This window comes from Alteromonas sp. AWM4_230 (genome assembly GCF_056158305.1).
The window spans coordinates 2,827,264-2,843,564 of the sequence record NZ_JBSWTB010000001.1 but is presented as its reverse complement, the minus strand read 5'-3'; the positions used below and the strand labels follow the sequence as shown (position 1 = coordinate 2,843,564).

13 protein-coding genes are annotated in these 16,301 nt (G+C 44.3%); 9 read left to right on the top strand and 4 right to left on the bottom strand.

Annotated elements, in window-relative coordinates:
• Positions 1-16 precede the first annotated feature (16 nt).
• Both zipA and ligA read left to right on the top strand, forming a co-directional pair.
• Positions 17-1,621, top strand: a complete 1,605-nt coding sequence (gene zipA / locus ACXACS_RS12175; RefSeq protein WP_474806893.1) for a cell division protein ZipA — start codon at positions 17-19, stop codon at positions 1,619-1,621.
• A gap of 248 nt (positions 1,622-1,869) precedes the next feature.
• Positions 1,870-3,903, top strand: a complete 2,034-nt coding sequence (gene ligA / locus ACXACS_RS12170) for an NAD-dependent DNA ligase LigA (protein ID WP_474806891.1) — start codon at positions 1,870-1,872, stop codon at positions 3,901-3,903.
• A 233-nt stretch (positions 3,904-4,136) separates the two neighbouring features.
• Here ligA and ACXACS_RS12165 read toward each other — a convergent pair whose 3' ends face one another.
• Positions 4,137-4,664 carry a DUF2062 domain-containing protein gene (locus tag ACXACS_RS12165; RefSeq protein ID WP_179983377.1) on the bottom strand — a complete coding sequence of 176 codons (528 nt, stop codon included), beginning with the start codon at positions 4,662-4,664 and terminating at the stop codon, positions 4,137-4,139.
• A gap of 210 nt (positions 4,665-4,874) precedes the next feature.
• Between ACXACS_RS12165 and ACXACS_RS12160 the strand changes: the two genes are divergently transcribed.
• From ACXACS_RS12160 to ACXACS_RS12135, 6 genes are all read left to right on the top strand, one after another.
• The gene (locus ACXACS_RS12160) at positions 4,875-7,532 is read left to right on the top strand and encodes a ComEC/Rec2 family competence protein (protein WP_474806888.1); all 2,658 of its coding nucleotides are present in this window, start codon (positions 4,875-4,877) and stop codon (positions 7,530-7,532) included.
• Positions 7,533-7,808: 276 nt separating this feature from the next.
• Complete coding sequence (msbA, locus tag ACXACS_RS12155) at positions 7,809-9,557, top strand: lipid A export permease/ATP-binding protein MsbA (RefSeq protein WP_474806886.1); 1,749 nt, start codon at positions 7,809-7,811, stop codon at positions 9,555-9,557.
• Entirely contained in the window at positions 9,554-10,585 is a 1,032-nt protein-coding gene (lpxK, locus tag ACXACS_RS12150; protein ID WP_474806884.1) for a tetraacyldisaccharide 4'-kinase, read from the top strand. Before msbA ends, lpxK begins: the two co-directional genes overlap by 4 nt.
• A gap of 5 nt (positions 10,586-10,590) precedes the next feature.
• A complete protein-coding gene (locus ACXACS_RS12145; protein ID WP_474806882.1) occupies positions 10,591-10,785 on the top strand; it encodes a Trm112 family protein in 195 nt (64 codons plus the stop codon).
• A 42-nt stretch (positions 10,786-10,827) separates the two neighbouring features.
• Positions 10,828-11,577 (top strand): 3-deoxy-manno-octulosonate cytidylyltransferase, encoded by a 750-nt coding sequence (gene kdsB / locus ACXACS_RS12140; RefSeq protein WP_474806880.1) that lies wholly within the window; start codon positions 10,828-10,830, stop codon positions 11,575-11,577.
• Between the two features lie 131 nt (positions 11,578-11,708).
• On the top strand, positions 11,709-12,368 hold the full coding sequence (locus tag ACXACS_RS12135) for an SDR family oxidoreductase (protein WP_474806878.1): 660 nt from the start codon (positions 11,709-11,711) through the stop codon (positions 12,366-12,368).
• Between the two features lie 113 nt (positions 12,369-12,481).
• Here the strand turns inward: ACXACS_RS12135 and ACXACS_RS12130 are convergent, their stop codons facing one another.
• Together ACXACS_RS12130 and rimO are read right to left on the bottom strand one after the other, a co-directional pair.
• A complete protein-coding gene (locus ACXACS_RS12130; protein WP_474806876.1) occupies positions 12,482-13,294 on the bottom strand; it encodes a substrate-binding periplasmic protein in 813 nt (270 codons plus the stop codon).
• Between the two features lie 162 nt (positions 13,295-13,456).
• Positions 13,457-14,908, bottom strand: coding sequence for a 30S ribosomal protein S12 methylthiotransferase RimO (rimO, locus tag ACXACS_RS12125; RefSeq protein WP_474806874.1), 1,452 nt, complete (start codon positions 14,906-14,908; stop codon positions 13,457-13,459).
• Positions 14,909-15,212: 304 nt separating this feature from the next.
• Between rimO and ACXACS_RS12120 the strand changes: the two genes are divergently transcribed.
• On the top strand, positions 15,213-15,683 hold the full coding sequence (locus ACXACS_RS12120) for a DUF2919 family protein (RefSeq protein ID WP_474806872.1): 471 nt from the start codon (positions 15,213-15,215) through the stop codon (positions 15,681-15,683).
• Between the two features lie 93 nt (positions 15,684-15,776).
• Here ACXACS_RS12120 and ACXACS_RS12115 read toward each other — a convergent pair whose 3' ends face one another.
• On the bottom strand, positions 15,777-16,190 hold the full coding sequence (locus tag ACXACS_RS12115) for a hypothetical protein (protein WP_474806870.1): 414 nt from the start codon (positions 16,188-16,190) through the stop codon (positions 15,777-15,779).
• Positions 16,191-16,301 lie beyond the last annotated feature (111 nt).

Sequence of the window (16,301 nt, the reverse complement as noted above, 5' to 3'; positions counted from 1 at the left end):
GGGCGAAAGAAATTAAATGGAAGATCAATTACGTCTATTTTTACTCCTTGGAGGCACGGTTTTTATCATTGCTGTGCTTGCCCACGGTATTTGGAAAATTCGTAAAAACGGTAAGCCTTCGGAAAAAGAGCGCTTAGAGCCCCGACAATGGCAGGATGATGATGGCGAATTAGAAACCGAAGCTCAGGAAGGCTTTGATGAGCTTGGTATTGGTGCGGTTCGAGTGGTTAGCAATTCGCAAAGCTCGCATAATAGAGCAGATGAGAACAGTGCAGCTTCGAGCCCATCGTTTGATGACACTTTGAATAATCCCGATAACGGCAGCGAACATAAAAAATTCGGCAACGATGAGAGCAATCACTCTTCTCAATATGCTTCGTCGAGTGACATCCATAGCCATGAAGACGACGCTGGCGAAGGGCACGCTAATGCCAGCAGCAATGATAATTCGTCGATATCGCCAGCCGTAAAAGTGGGTGGAACAGAAGGCGAAAAAAGGAGCGAAAAAGAAGACGCTCAAGAAGCGCCCAAGCTGTATGGTTCAGTGGTAACGAACCCCAAGCCACACATGAAAGGGCAGGCTCGCTCTTTTGATACGGCATCAAATAAAAGCGATGACAACGTTGCTGCTTTCCCAGAACCTCCAGGTTTCCTGCTTCGGGAAGGCGACGATGAAGCTCAGTCAGAGTCACAAGCACAGCGCGAAGAAAGTACGCAAGGCGCGTCTTATACAGCGTCATCAAACGCAAATAACGCGAATAGCGCAAATGACGGGTACTCTGATAATCAAACAACGGCACATCCCGAACAGGCTCATTCAGCACCCGTTCGTTCTGCACAAAAGTTTTATATAGACCCTACGCTTAAAGAAGAACCTGCAACAGTTCAAGCGCCAACTAAAAACGAGCGAGAAGTCGCTGACTTTAGTTTAGACGCTCAAGACGATGCATCTTCATCACGGAGTAGCCAGGAAGAAAATGAACAGCCGCGGCGTTTTGCACGTAGTAAGCGCAGTAAAACACCGATTAAAAAGCGGGAAGAGCCTAATTTTGGTGATGACCAAATGCGCATTGACTTCGACACCAGTGAGCAAGGTAACACTGATTTTGGTGAAGAGAGCTTTAGTGCAAATGATACACATAGCGACGGTGCGAGCAGCACTTCTGAGCCGGTGAAGTCATCTAATGTTGAACCTGAAGTATTGGTGTTGAACGTAAGAACGCCAGAAGGTGAGCCAATTTCTGGTGCTGCGCTTTTACCTATGCTGCTTACACTAGGGTTTAAGTTTGGCGACCAGGATATCTTCCATCGTCACGTAAACTCCAATGGCAAGGGGCCAGTATTATTTAGTCTAGCCAATATGTTTAAACCTGGTGTTTTTGATATTGATAATCTGGAAAATTTTGAGACCCAAGGTGTATCTTTGTTTATGATATTGCCCATTGAAGGCGACCCTCATCAAGTATTCAATATGATGCACAACGCGGCTCGTAAGTTGGCGGACGAGTTTGGTGCTCAGGTATTAGACGGGCGTCGAAGCGTGTTAACTAAACAAGGCTTACAGCAATACGTTGAAAAAATTCGTGAATTTGAACGCAAGCGTATGATTGCTCGCGGCTAACGTAAGCTATTCAACTGTCTATATCGCACGCTTTGTACGTGCTTGCGTGTTAGCGTAATAAAAAGGACTTGGCTCATACCCAGGTCCTTTTCTATTAAATAGCGCTATAGAGAGGCTACAAATTATACTAGCCGACTAAAAAGACGGCGGTTTAATGCCTCATTTGAAACAAAAGGTCGTTTAGGTTAAGTCACCTAAGCTACAAATTGTAAAACTTTTAATTATTTATACGGCGTGAAAACAACTCCATGTCAGACTCTTTAGAACAAGCAAAGCAACAAGTTGCTCAACTTCGCAACACGTTAAATGAATACAATTACCAGTACTATGTACTAGACGATCCTTCGGTTCCCGATGCCGTTTATGATAGAGATATGCAGGCGCTAATAGCGCTTGAAAAACAATATCCTGAGTTACATAGCCCAAATTCTCCAAGCCAAAAGGTGGGAGGCGCTGCGCTGTCTGCATTTGAGCAAGTGACTCACGATGTGCCTATGCTGTCGCTAGATAACGCCTTTGATGAAGAGTCTCTATTGGCATTTGAGAAGCGCTTAAAAGACAGGCTTAAAGATACTGCTACTTTGGATTTTAGCTGTGAGCCTAAATTAGATGGCTTAGCCGTGAGTATTTTGTACGAAAACGGTGAATTAGTTCGCGCTGCAACGCGGGGCGATGGACAGGTAGGCGAAAACATCACTGCTAACGTGCGTACTATTTCAAATGTACCTTTAACCCTTCGTGGCGACCACTATCCAGTTCGCGTCGAGGTGCGTGGTGAAGTGTTTATGCCGCGAGATGGCTTTGCAAAATTAAACGAACATCAAAAAGAAACGGGCGGTAAGGTCTTTGCCAACCCGCGGAACGCCGCAGCCGGAAGTTTGCGTCAGTTAGACTCAAAAATCACCGCTAAACGCCCGCTGATGTTCTATGCGTACTCACTAGGCGTAGTACAACCAGAAAGCTTTGAACTACCTACAACCCACAGCGCGCGCCTTGCACAATTAGGTAAATGGGGGCTGCCATTGTGCCCAGACATTGACACTGCTGAAGGCGGTAAGGGTTGTCTAAACTATTACAACCACATTCTGGAAAAGCGCGATAACTTGCCTTATGACATTGATGGCGTCGTGTTTAAAGTAGACCGTATTGAATTGCAAAATACCCTTGGGTTTGTAGCCCGCGCGCCACGCTGGGCGATTGCGCAGAAGTTTCGTGCGCAAGAGGAAGTAACTAAACTGGTGGACGTTGAGTTTCAAGTGGGCAGGACGGGGGCAATAACACCCGTAGCGCGCTTAGAGCCTGTTTTTGTAGGTGGCGTTACCGTGTCTAATGCCACACTTCATAATCAGGATGAAATTTCCAGATTAGGCGTTAAAGTTGGCGACACTGTTGTTATTCGTCGCGCCGGTGATGTTATTCCTCAGGTAGTTTCTGTGGTTGAAGCAAATCGCACGGGTAATGAGACTGACATTAGTTTCCCAAGTCAGTGCCCAGTGTGTGACTCGCAGGTTGAAAAGCTTGAAGATGAAGCAGTCGCTCGCTGTACCGGAGGGTTAATTTGTGCCGCGCAGCGCAAGCAGGCGCTTAAACACTTTGCTTCGCGTAAAGCGTTTGATATCGATGGCCTGGGCGATAAGCTTGTCGACCAGTTAGTAGATGCTGATCTTGTGCACAGTCCCGCAGACTTCTTTACCCTGTCATTAGGTGACGTTGTTGGCTTAGAGCGAATGGCTGAGAAGTCTGCAAGCAAGCTTTTGGCATCTCTTGAAGCATCAAAACAAACTACCTTAGCCAAATTCCTATATGCATTGGGGATCCGTGAAGTAGGTGAAGCGACGGCGGCAAACTTAGCTGCGCATTTTGAAACCTTGGAAGCGATTCGTGAAGCTTCATTAGAAGCTTTAGTAGAAGTGCAGGATGTGGGCGAGGTGGTAGCTACCCATATATTCAACTTCTTTAATGAGTCGCATAATACCGATGTGATTGACGCACTTTTAAATGAAGGAATCAATTGGCCTGCCATTGAAAAGCCCGATTCAGATAATTTGCCACTTGAAGGCAAAACCTGTGTTATTACCGGCACGCTAAGTGAAATGGGCCGTTCAGATGCTAAAGCTCGTCTTCAATTATTAGGTGCAAAAGTGGCAGGCTCAGTAAGTAAGAATACTGACTTCTTAGTGGCGGGTGAAAAAGCGGGTTCTAAACTAACCAAAGCGCAAGAGCTTGATGTCGAAGTGTGGGATGAAGCCGCGTTAGTCGCCTTCCTCGCTGAGCATGAATAATAGATCTGTGAACTAAACGCTAAGAATGCTTTCAGGCCGAAGTCTCTTTGATAGTGCTTTTCGTCAGTTTTCTTCAGCCTAACGCAGTTCAGTTGTAAAACACAGGTATTCTCAAGTCTCACTTCCGATAAGAACTAAAAAAAAGCCACATTGAAATGTGGCGTTTTTTTTAGTTCTTATCGAAAGCAAATGCTGCTATTTGCTCTTGCTGCTATTTGCTCGAGGGGGCTTTGTTATTGAGCCGTCTGATTACGCATTTGCCTGCGTCTTTCCCACGCTTTTTTCACTTGAAAACGCCACACCCAGTTTAACGAAAAGTAACCCGCCAATCCGAAAACCACAGAGCAAATACCACAACCAACCAAAAAGGCGGGGCCAATGGTGTTAATGCTTTCTACCACCCACTGCCAGCTAAACTGGAATTCAAAATGCTCAGGTTTGGTCCCAAGTACAGTAGTACCCACTTTGTAAGCACCATAAAATATGGGGGGAATGGTAAATGGATTTGTCACCCAGACTGTTGCGACAGACAAGGGAAGGTTTGCTCGAAAAGGAATAGCTAAACCTGCAGAAAGCCACATTTGAAACGGCACAGGCCAAAAAGCAAAGAACAAACCTATGCCAAACGCACCAGATGCAGAGCGACGGTTCAGGTGCCATAAATTGGGTTCGTGCAATACGCTACCAAATATTTTTAACGCTTTGTTTTGCTTAATGCTTTGGTGATCTGGCAAAAAACGTCGAATAAATTTCTTAGGCATAAATATCAATGCATCTCGAAAATAAAAACAAAAAACACAGAAAAAACAACAGCAAACGGGATTGCGCAGCACGGTTTTGCACTAGCAACGTTCACTTACTGTCAATTGCTACGTGAAAACATGGTCAATCGTATCACAATTTGCCTAAGCTGTTTTTGCGTTGGCGCAATAAGTGCAGTTTTATGGCAAAAACTTCCAAGTACCCACACTATGGCGTTGATGATTGCCATATTGGTGATAGCTATTGCTGTCATCTTACTGTTTTCTATAGAAAAACCTAGGTCCAATAAGACCATTTTTGATGTGCAGCTATGTTGTGCAGTGAGTGGCTTAATACTCGGCGTACTGTGGGTGGCGAGTGTAGGGCATTTTTACTACGCTTGGCAACTGCCCAAGGGTAAAATTCAACAAGATGTCACAATATCGGGGCGAGTTTTATCGCAGGGGTGCGTTTCTAATAAAAGTAACAACCCAGACGCCGCTTTTCATTATGTGGTAAGCATCGCGTCGGTGAATGGTGAGAGGGTCGCGACATTTTTAGATGATGGCGTAGTACCAACACCGTTTAAAGCAGTTTTTTCTAATGCTTTCAACTTTAAAGCTCGACTTGCTCACAAGCAATACAAGTATTTAAGTGACAATGTTGAGAGAGGGCTTCGTTCACAGCGTGATATAGATGATGTAAAGCAGCACGTGAGACCGCAAGCGTCAGAAAAATCTGTTGGACTTAAATGTTTGCACAATGGCGACATGTTTACAGCGGTTGTTAAACTTAAACCTGCATACGGTACGGCCAATCCCGTTGGCGCAAGCCGCCAGCAGCAGCTGGTGAGTCAGTTTATTCATGTCACTGGATATATTAAATCTATAGAGCACGATAAAATCGCGCATGAGCATTCATTGCGCTATGACCTTGCGACAACGCTAGAAGCGCTGAATCTCAATAACCTCAATTGGTGGCGGGCGCTACTGCTTGGCGATAAGGCTGGGTTTACGAAAGGCAACTGGGTACTGTTACAACGCACAGGTACTGGGCACATATTTAGTATATCCGGTATGCACTTATCACTTATTGCCGGGGTATGCTTACTAGCTTTTAACCCGATAATTTTCATACTCAGACAGGCTTTCAATATATTCGGCAGTGTGCAGTACTTCTTAGCCAGCGTAACAGGCCTAACATTAAAAATAGTTGATGGAGAGGGCAAAACTAATCGACGTTCAAAGTTATTAACTATTAAAGCGCCGATTAGAACCATAGTGCTCTGCTTGCTTGTGGTTATTTGTTGTTTTTACGCGCTGTTAAGCGGAAGTGCCTTGCCCGTTGTGCGAGCCTGGTTTCTTATAGCTATTGGCTGCGTATTGTCGCTTTCACGAAATGCATGGCGGCCAATAAATATTGCGTTAGCTATGCTGGCGTTAAGTTTGCTGCTTTTCCCGCTTTCTATGTTAAGTGCAAGCTTTTACTTAAGCGTAGGTGCGGTGGTGTGTATTTGGTTTTTAGTAACCACATGGGGGCTACAGCGCTCACCATGGTATGTGTCGCTAATAAAGTTGCAAATAGCGCTAACGCTAATAATGATGCCGCTAACGCTCATCTGGTTTGATAGTGCGAGTATGATTGCGCTAATAGCAAACTTGATTGCCTTACCTGTTATAACTTTGCTGCTACCTAGTTGTTTACTCTCACTGTTGCTGCTTCATTTTATTCATTTCGGGCCAGTCCAGGAATTAGCAAGCACACTATTTCAAATAAGTGATGCGTGTTTGGGATATTTATTGTCATTCTTGAACCTGCTTAGTGACTTTTCAATAAGTGCATTTAATGTTCACCAAGGTAATGGCGCTACGCTCTGTTTGCTTGCTGCTTTTGTTATTTTTCTCTTGCCCAGGTGGCGCTACAAAAAAGTATGTATCCTTATTCTGTCTATTCCTTTTTTTAGTTCCATTCAAAAATGGCTACCCGTTAACAACGAGCCTTGGGCACTCCACGTTTTTGATGCTGGCCAAGCTAGCGCGATCGCTATTACGAGAGGGAGTAGAGCAATCATTATTGATTCCGGTGCTCAGTTTAACGGTATTGCTCACACAGCGACCGCACACCTACTGCCTTTTCTGGAAAGTACACATGTTTCAAGCATCGATGTTGTTATTCATACACATAGTGATAACGATCACGCGGGAGGTTTGTCTGCGGTTAAGCTTCATAAATTGGCAACACAAGCCAGCTTTTATTCGCCTACCGCGGGATGCGAACGAGGCAAGCGTATCCAATGGCAAAATTTGACCATTGAGTTTTTATGGCCGCCAGTGGGTAATACGCAAGACAATAACGCCATGTCCTGTGTGGTAAAAATATCTAGTCAGTCTGGCAGCGTACTTATACCCGGTGATATTGAAAAGGCGAGTGAGTACGCCCTAATTACACAAGAAATAATCGGTACAAGTGAAATAAAGAGCACACAAGAAATAAACGGCACACGTGAAATAAGCAATACACCTGAAATAGAAGAGGGGGCGGCAACAAAAAGTGCCTTGATTCCAAGCTTTTCAAAGCTGAGTGCTGATATTCTTATTGCCCCCCATCACGGTAGCAAAACCTCATCTACTGATATTTTCATAGAGTATGTTGCACCAGAGGCTGTGATCTTTACCCAAGGTTTCGAAAATCGCTGGCAGTTTCCGGCAAGTGAAGTGGCTAGGCGATACAATCACCATGGAGTTAAACAGTATCTAACCAGTTATCACGGCTATGTAAGGGCAACGTTTACTCAGGGCAGTTATCGTATAGATGCCCAGCGAGATACCTTGCATAAACGCTGGTATTTACGAGGCATAAGTCCGCGACATCTAGAAGTGCAACCCTAGCTCATCGACATGCAACACCTCAAAAGCCGGTACTTCAACACCCTGTATATAGTAAAAAGCCATTCCTGCCTTTCTACGCTTTGCTAGAAACTTTGCCAGCGCCTTCTGAGTGGTCAATTACCTATGAGGGTTGGTATTATAGTGAAGTGACCACACATTGTTCAGTTAGTTGGCAGACTAACCAATTTTGCCTCTATATTAGTGAATTAGAGTGAGAACGAGTACAATACTCTTAACGCGTTTTCGTTAACGTTTTAAACAGGTTAAAAAAACTACATGCAACAAGCCGACAACTCGGATTATCAAATTAAGCGCTTTTTACAGTATCTGAAAGCGTATAAAGTGCCTTTTGTGTTTGCCATTATCGGTATGATTGGTTATTCCGCGGTAGATACTTTTGTATTTTCACAGCTACAGCCAATGATTGATGAATCGCTAGGTAATAACGATAAAGATTATCTTCGGATGGCTGCGTACGCCATCGTTCCTTTGTTTCTATTGCGCGGCGTGTTTAATTTCTTAGGCAGCTATACATTAAACTGGATTGGTGCCCAAGTTGTTATGCGCATGCGCCAACAGCTGTTCGATAAATACATCCATTTACCCGTGTCATTTCACGATAATCATGCAGTTGGCGGGCTTATAAGTAAGGTCACTTACGACACCGAACAAGTGGCTAACGCCTCTGGTAAAGCTTTATTAACGCTTGTCAGAGAAGGCGCGCTGGTTATTGGTTTGCTATGTGTCATGTTCTATTACTCATGGCAGCTTTCACTTATTTTTCTTTTGATTGGCCCTATCGTGGCGGTGATTGTATCTATTGTCAGTAAACGTTTTCGCATCGTTAGCAAAAGCATACAAAAATCAATGGGCAACCTTACGTCGTCAGTAGAGCAGGCGGTAAAAGGTCACAAAGTTGTGATCATGTTTGGCGGCCAAGAAATAGAGCAGAAACGCTTTAAACAGAAAAATAATCACAATCGCCAGCAGTCGATGAAGCTTCATGTGACCTCTATATTAAGCGTATCGTCAATTCAGGTTATAGCGTCGATTGCCCTTGCTGTTGTTCTGTTTATAGCCAGTACGCCAGGCATGCTAGAAAAGCTAACGGCTGGTGTATTTATCAATGTCGTATTTTGCATGGTAATGCTGCTGAAGCCTCTAAAACAACTCACTACCATTAACAACCAATTCCAAAAAGGCATGGCAGCGTGTGCCAGTATCTTTGAGATCCTTGATGAAGCAGACGAAGAAGACAAAGGTAAAACAAAGGTTGAACGCGCCACAGGTAAGATAGAATTCGACGACGTAACCTTTTCTTACCCGGGCAAACAGACACCTGCATTGTCTAATGTGAGTTTTATTGCAACCCCTGGCCAATCGATAGCATTAGTAGGGCGTTCAGGAAGCGGTAAATCGACTATCTCGTCGCTGCTTACGCGTTTTTACGTGCCGCAAGAAGGTGAAATACGTGTAGACGACAAGCCGCTTAACGACATTGACCTAAAAAATCTGCGAGCGCAGTTTGCAGTCGTTTCACAAAATGTGACGCTATTTAACGATTCCATTGCGAACAACATTGCTTATGGTGCGAGAGAAAACGTATCTCGAAAAGACATTGAGAGTGCAGCTAAGATGGCGCATGTTGAAGAGTTTTTATCGAACCTACCTGAAGGTTTAGATACGGTTATCGGTGAAAATGGCCTAATGCTATCGGGTGGTCAGCGACAGCGTATTGCTATTGCTCGTGCAATCCTTGCCGAAGCGCCCATTCTGATTTTGGACGAAGCGACTTCTGCCCTTGATACTGAGTCTGAGCGCTTAATTCAAGATGCGCTGGAAACGCTGCAAAAACGATGTACCAGTATTGTTGTGGCGCATCGCTTGTCTACCATCGAAAATGCAGACTGTATTATGGTGGTTGAGCAAGGCCGCATTCTCGAGAAAGGCAAACACAATGAGTTGCTTGAAAAAGGCGGTCATTACGCACAGCTGCACGCACTGCAATTTGGTGAGGCTAAGTGAGTCAGTTGCAAATTAAAACCAAGCACGATAAGTGGTACTTTGGCCACCCTTTGGTGTGGCTTCTCTCACCGCTTGCGCTGTTGTTTTACTTTGTCTCAGCACTTCGCCGCTTGTTTTTTAAGGTAGGCCTCAAAAAAGCTTACAAGGCGAGTGCTCCTGTCATCGTAGTTGGCAACATTTCGGTAGGTGGAAACGGTAAAACTCCGGTTGTACTGGCGTTGACCGATTACTATCAAAAACAAGGCGTAAAGGTTGGTATTCTAAGTCGCGGGTATGGCGCTAAGTCGCCGTTTTACCCTCGACTAGTTAACGGCGAGGACGATGCCTCTGAAGTAGGTGACGAGCCCCGTTTATTAGCCATAAGAAGCCAATGTGACGTGGTAATTGATCCAGTTCGCGCACGCGGGGCCGCTTACTTAAGTGACGAATTACAGTGTGATTTAATTATCTGTGATGATGGCCTTCAGCATTACGCACTTCATCGCGATGTTGAAGTTGTGGTAATGGATGACAGAAAAGTGGGAAGCGGTTTTTTGCTGCCAATGGGGCCACTACGTGAAGGGCAGTGGCGATTGAATACCGTTGATGCGTTAATTCATAACAGTCGTTCAATGCCAACATTCAACAATGCCGTAGCGCCTCAATACTTGATGACGTTAGTCGCAGGGGATTTTACCTGTGTGGCTAACAGAGTGAAAACCACAACGCTTGAAGAGATTAAAAAAGTGCCGTGCAGCGCAATTGCTGGGATCGGTTCTCCCCAGCGCTTTTTTTCTCAGCTTAGAGAAATGGGTATTCAACTTTCTTCTGCCACTCCATTGGCTGATCATCATGCTATAACGCCTTCAGATATACCCAATGGCAGAGTGTTAATGACGGAAAAAGATGCGGTGAAAGCGGCATCCTTCGCCCACGACGATTGCTGGTTTTTACCCGTTACCGCTCATTTGGCACCAGATTTTTTTAATTTAGTAAACGTAAAACTTGCCAAAGCAGGTTTAAAGATTCACCAAAACGGACAGGAATAATAACAATGGCCTTTGATAAGAAGCTTTTAGAAGTTTTGGCTTGCCCAGTGTGTAAGGGAAAATTAGTACTTAGTGAAGACAACACTCAGTTAATTTGCCGATTCGATAGGTTGGCTTTTGATATTAAAGATGGCATCCCTGTACTTATCGAAAGTAAAGCAACTGCATTGTCGTTAGACGAAGTAGACGCAACGCGCTAATAAAACGTTTAATTAAGTGGTAAGTAGGGGCAAATAAAAGTTATGTCATTTACAGTTGTGATACCCGCTCGGTATGGCTCAAGCCGGTTTCCAGGGAAACCTTTAGCGTTAATTGGCGGTAAACCAATGATTCAACACGTCGTTGAGCGTGCTAAGGAGGCTGGCGCCGATACCATTATAGTGGCAACCGACGATGAGCGCATTCAAAACGTAGTGGCCGGTTTTGCCAAAGTCTGTATGACGTCAGTTGATCATCAATCGGGAACAGAGCGTATTGCTGAGGTTGTCGAAAAAGAAGGCATTGAAAGCTCTACTATTGTGGTGAATGTTCAGGGTGATGAACCCTTTATACCTGCAGAAAATATCAGACAGGTTGCCGACAACCTTGCGAATGCGCCTCAGTGTCAAATGGCTACACTGTCTACGCCAATCGAAAGTGTTGAAGACGTGTTTAATCCAAATATCGTAAAGGTATTGGTGAATGAAAAGGGAGAGTCAATCTACTTCTCGCGTTCTCCCATTCCCTTCGAGCGGGATCACATGATGGCGAATCCACAATCTGCAAACACGTCGCTGTATAAACGCCACATAGGTATTTATGCCTACCGCGCTCAATACATTAAGCAATATGTAGCTTATACACCTAGTTCACTTGAGCAAATTGAGTCATTAGAACAGCTACGCGCTATATGGTATGGCGATAAAATTCACTGTGAAGTTGCGATAGCGCCGCCTCCGGTTGGAATTGATACACCAGAAGATCTAGAACGCCTTTTGAAGACTATAAAATAACGAGAAACGAGTGCTGAAATAAGGCTTAGCGTTTATCTGTATTGAGCGATAAGCCCTAATGAATCAGCCAGTTCTCGTGAAAGGTTAATGAAACCTTTTTAAAGCATACACATTGTAACAAGGGAACCGTTATGAACGTAGTAATTACCGGTGGCAATAGGGGCATAGGCCTTGCGCTTACCAAGCAATATAAAGCACGTGGCGCAAAGGTTTATGCCACATGTCGTAATAGCTGTGATGAGCTAAACAGTGCAGGTGTGACCATTATCAAAGGCGTGGATGTATCACAGCCTGAGTCATTGGCTGAAAAGCTTGCCCCTTTAATGGATATTAACATTGATTTGCTCATCAACAATGCTGGTGTACTTGGACGTGAAAGTCTTGATGACTGGGATCCAAACACAATCGACTACCAGTTTCGCGTTAATGCGATGGGCCCACTTTTTGTTACGCAAACACTGCTGCCTGCAATGGCGCAGGACAGCAAAATTGCGTTAATCACTAGTCGCATGGGGTCTATGGCTGACAATGGTTCAGGCGGTTATTACGGCTACCGTATGTCTAAAGCAGCGTTAAATGCAGCGGGTGTTTCTATGGCGAATGACTTAAAGCCTAAAGGCATTGCCGTAGGTATCTTCCACCCTGGATTCGTGCAGACTGAAATGGTAAACGGAGCAGGGGATATTGATGCCGATACGTGCGCCGAACGTTTGTCACAGCGTATTGATGAATTAGATGTAACTAACTCGGGTCGCTTTATTCATTCAAATGGTGAAGTATTGCCTTGGTAGGCTGAATGTTAAGCTGCTAAGAACTCAAACGTAAATGCTTTATATCAAAAGAGCGCTTATCTCTAAGCGCTCTTTTATCTTTTAACCACACCTTTCTGTTGTGTCTTATCTTGTTAGCGCGTTAGATTGTACGTATTAATAATCTGCTCAATAGACCCATCTTTCAAACGAGCGCCAAGAGCAGCGTTAAACTCTGGAAATAATGATGCACATTTGGATTTTGCAGAGATAGCAAAATGCACCTCGTTTGATGATATTGGTGACTCGCTGATTTGCATGCCGTTGTTTTCCAGTTCTTTTAAATGGCTTAGTGCTGCACTTTGTGGTGAAACTGCATAGTCAGCGCGATGTCGACGCATCATCTCATACATTTTGTCGTGGTCTTTAACTTCGATAATATTCAAGTTTGATTTAATGCTATCGAACTTTTCACCTAAGCTAATACCGCGCGGCATCACACCAATGTATTGCGCAAGGGCATTAAGTGAAAGGTCAGTACCTCGTTTTTGCGACAGTGAAGGCGAAAGCACAACATAAACCTCTTCTGCTGCAAAAGGGGCGGTGATAAGCCACTTTCGACTTCGGGCTTCATTCCAATAGTTTCCCGCCAAAATATCAAGCTCGCCCGCATCGAGTTTAGATTCTATTCGTTTCCAAGGTAATCCGGTTTCTATTTTTAGTGTGACACCTAAATCCTGTGCTAGCAGGGTTAGAACGTCAAATGCTATCCCCGAGGCTTTCAGCTTTCCTTCAAACTTGTTAAATGCGTAAGGAAACCACTGTTTTGCTCCCGCGGTGTGTAAAGTCTTACACTCTGTGATGGCTAGTGCGCGCTGACTGAACACAAAAGTTAAAATGAGCAATATGCCAAACGACAAAAAGCAGTGGGATAAATGTTTCGGTTTGATGTAGGGGAGCATTGCCATATTTTATTCACGTACCACAGAAGGTGGCGTTGATTGGGTTACTTGTATAATAGTGTATAGGGTCTGTTATATATAAAACCCTATCGACTGGCAATTAGCCGATAGGGTTAAAAAAATAACGAATAGATGACTTACGAGTATAGACCGCTTTTTATTCGAAAATTACAGCGCGGGATCTGCGCCTTCTTGTTCGTCTTGATCTTCAGATAGTACAGCCCACACGTCGTGCTCGTTAGCATGGATTACTTCAGCCCATACACGATCGCCTGGTTTTACGTCATAAACGCCGTTTAAATGAACCAGACCATCAACTTCCGGTGCGTCAGCATATGTACGGCCTACTGCACCTTCCGCATCAACACTGTCAATGACAACTTGATATTCGTTGCCAATTCTGGCTTGTAAACGAGCTTGACTGATTTCACCCTGTACTTCCATAAAGCGCGCAAGGCGGGCTTGTTTTATATCTTCTGGTACTGGGTCAGGCAGGTCGTTTGCTCTTGCCCCTTCAACTGGTGAATAGGCAAATGCGCCAACGCGATCAAGCTGGGCCTCACGAAGGAAATCCAATAGTTCTTCAAACTCTTCTTCTGTTTCGCCCGGAAAGCCAACAATAAATGTTGAGCGAATAACCAGCGACGGACACTGCTCGCGCCATTTCTTAACACGTTCAAGAACGCGCTCGGCACTGCCTGGGCGCTTCATTAATTTAAGAATGCGTTTATTGGCGTGTTGGAAGGGAATATCCAAGTACGGAAGAATTTTACCTTCGTTCATTAGCGGTATAAGGTCATCGACGTGCGGGTAGGGGTATACATAGTGTAAACGGACCCAAATACCCATTTCACCCAGCTTTTCACACAGCTGCTGCATGTGCGCTTTAACAGGCATGCCGTTCCAGAACCCCGTTCTGTGCTTAACATCAACACCATAGGCGCTAGTGTCTTGTGAAATAACCAATAGCTCTTTAACACCAGCGTCTTTCAAACGCTTAGCTTCATCAAGCACGTTACCCACTGGGCGGCTGACAAGGTCACCACGCATAGAAGGGATAATGCAGAACGTACAACGGTGGTTACAGCCTTCTGAAATCTTTAAATACGCATAATGACGCGGCGTTAATTTTACGCCGTGGTCAGGAATGAGATCTTCAAACGGATTGTGCTGTGGCTTTGGAAGGTGATCGTGTACTTGTTCAACTACCGTTTCGTAGGCGTGAGGGCCAGTAATCGCTAACACGTTCGGGTGAAGCTCTCTAATTTCGTCCTCTTTAACACCTAGGCAGCCAGTCACGATAACTTTACCATTTTCTTTAAGTGCTTCACCGATGGTATCAAGCGACTCTTCAACTGCAGCATCAATGAAGCCACACGTGTTAACGATAACGAGATCAGCATCGTTATAAGTAGGGACGACGTCATAACCCTCGGTGCGAAGTTGAGTAAGAATACGCTCAGAATCAACTAAGTTCTTAGGGCAACCTAAGCTAACAAAACCAATTCTACTGCCATTGCTTTGTTGCGAAGGTTTGTTGTCACTTAATACCTTCACTGGCGTTTCTAGCGTGGTGGTTTTATTTACTACTTTGTTTGGATTAAACGTTTCTACTGTCATCTAAAATATCACCTGGAAAATGACTGAGCTTAAAATGGCCGCGGATTATACAGGAAAACCCGCGTAGACGCAGTATATATGTTTAGCGTTGACGATATAAGTTGTTAACGCATATTTGAAATAGCGCGCAGGTAAACTTTTTTGAAAGCATGAAAATAAAAGTGACAGATTATATGGTTAAAGCAACACCAAGAAGGTTTAAAAAAGCGTTGTCTACCCCCACTTTAGTCACTTCTTAGGAATAAATACCATCAAGACTTTTTGCGTTTTGAAAATGCAGAGTTGAAAACATAGAAGTGAAAACATGCTCAAATTACCGCTAGCTTTTTATGATGAATCAGGGAGAATTCTGCCGCCCCGTTGGCTATATAGCGTGCTTATTCTTCTTTGCATCGATTGGTTAGCGTTTATATTTTCGCTAGCTTCTCGTACTCAAACCAGTGAACTACTCGCATTTTTCTACCCGCAAAAAGAAAGCTTGGGTTTAGGGCTAGCAGCCAGTTTTCCCGTGTTAATTGCTTTGGTTTTAGTTAGTCAGCGTGAGCGTCTGTGGAAAAAAGAGTATTTAGCTTGGCGAAAATGGTTTATACCGCTGGCTCAGTTGGGTGTACTGGCACTCTTAAGCGTTCAGCTATATTACACAATGCACCATCACTGGGGGTTTGAATACATTACAGGCGTGAAAATCGTTTTTTACAGCATAGCTTTATATGCTATTTCCAAGAGTCGTCACCTAAAGTGGATGGTAGAGGATTGGGAGACGCCCAATCCCTGAAGTTAGTGTCGTTTAGAACCAGTACCTTTTAGCACCATCAACCGCGTAACTTAACAACACTGGATTTTGATTAGGTGCAAAGCCGACGAATATTTAGTGGCTGCCTAAATGATTGCCCAGCGCTTGTTCATAATAAGAATTAACGCTTATTTGACTGTCGTTAACCAGACGTTCATAGCAGATACCTGCTAAAGCATAGGTATTTTCACCAACCTGAAGAAAAACGGCAGGTGCTTTGGGGTTTGACTGATCGTAAATCCACTGACCATCTAGCTGCGCTTTTAAAATTTCGCCGACGTAAGCGCCAAAGATATTACAAATGGTGAACACCGCTTCATCTTCTAACGCTAAATCGTGATACTTATCTACAAAACTCAGTAAAATATCATCTACAAGTTTTACGCTAGCAGGTGAGTGGTCGAGTACAATTTCGAACTCATCAGCTGCAGTAACCACAGCGTCCTTCGCGCAATCTGCCATTAATTTATTGAGTTCATCAGGTGACATTTTGTTCTCCTTCTCACCAGTGCTTTTAGTACACCAAGCCAACGCCGAAAAAGCCCGCAGGACAAGGTGTTATAAGTTTTTAACTATTGTGCGTAAGTTATCGGCTAAAGT

Coding starts and splice junctions, on each gene's coding strand:
- ACXACS_RS12165 (WP_179983377.1), bottom strand. CDS start 4,664: ATGCCTAAGAAATTTATTCGACGTTTTTTGCCAGATCACCAAAGCATT.
- ligA (WP_474806891.1), top strand. CDS start 1,870: ATGTCAGACTCTTTAGAACAAGCAAAGCAACAAGTTGCTCAACTTCGC.
- kdsB (WP_474806880.1), top strand. CDS start 10,828: ATGTCATTTACAGTTGTGATACCCGCTCGGTATGGCTCAAGCCGGTTT.
- ACXACS_RS12145 (WP_474806882.1), top strand. CDS start 10,591: ATGGCCTTTGATAAGAAGCTTTTAGAAGTTTTGGCTTGCCCAGTGTGT.
- ACXACS_RS12130 (WP_474806876.1), bottom strand. CDS start 13,294: ATGGCAATGCTCCCCTACATCAAACCGAAACATTTATCCCACTGCTTT.
- msbA (WP_474806886.1), top strand. CDS start 7,809: ATGCAACAAGCCGACAACTCGGATTATCAAATTAAGCGCTTTTTACAG.
- ACXACS_RS12120 (WP_474806872.1), top strand. CDS start 15,213: ATGCTCAAATTACCGCTAGCTTTTTATGATGAATCAGGGAGAATTCTG.
- ACXACS_RS12160 (WP_474806888.1), top strand. CDS start 4,875: ATGGCGTTGATGATTGCCATATTGGTGATAGCTATTGCTGTCATCTTA.
- zipA (WP_474806893.1), top strand. CDS start 17: ATGGAAGATCAATTACGTCTATTTTTACTCCTTGGAGGCACGGTTTTT.
- ACXACS_RS12135 (WP_474806878.1), top strand. CDS start 11,709: ATGAACGTAGTAATTACCGGTGGCAATAGGGGCATAGGCCTTGCGCTT.
- rimO (WP_474806874.1), bottom strand. CDS start 14,908: ATGACAGTAGAAACGTTTAATCCAAACAAAGTAGTAAATAAAACCACC.
- ACXACS_RS12115 (WP_474806870.1), bottom strand. CDS start 16,190: ATGTCACCTGATGAACTCAATAAATTAATGGCAGATTGCGCGAAGGAC.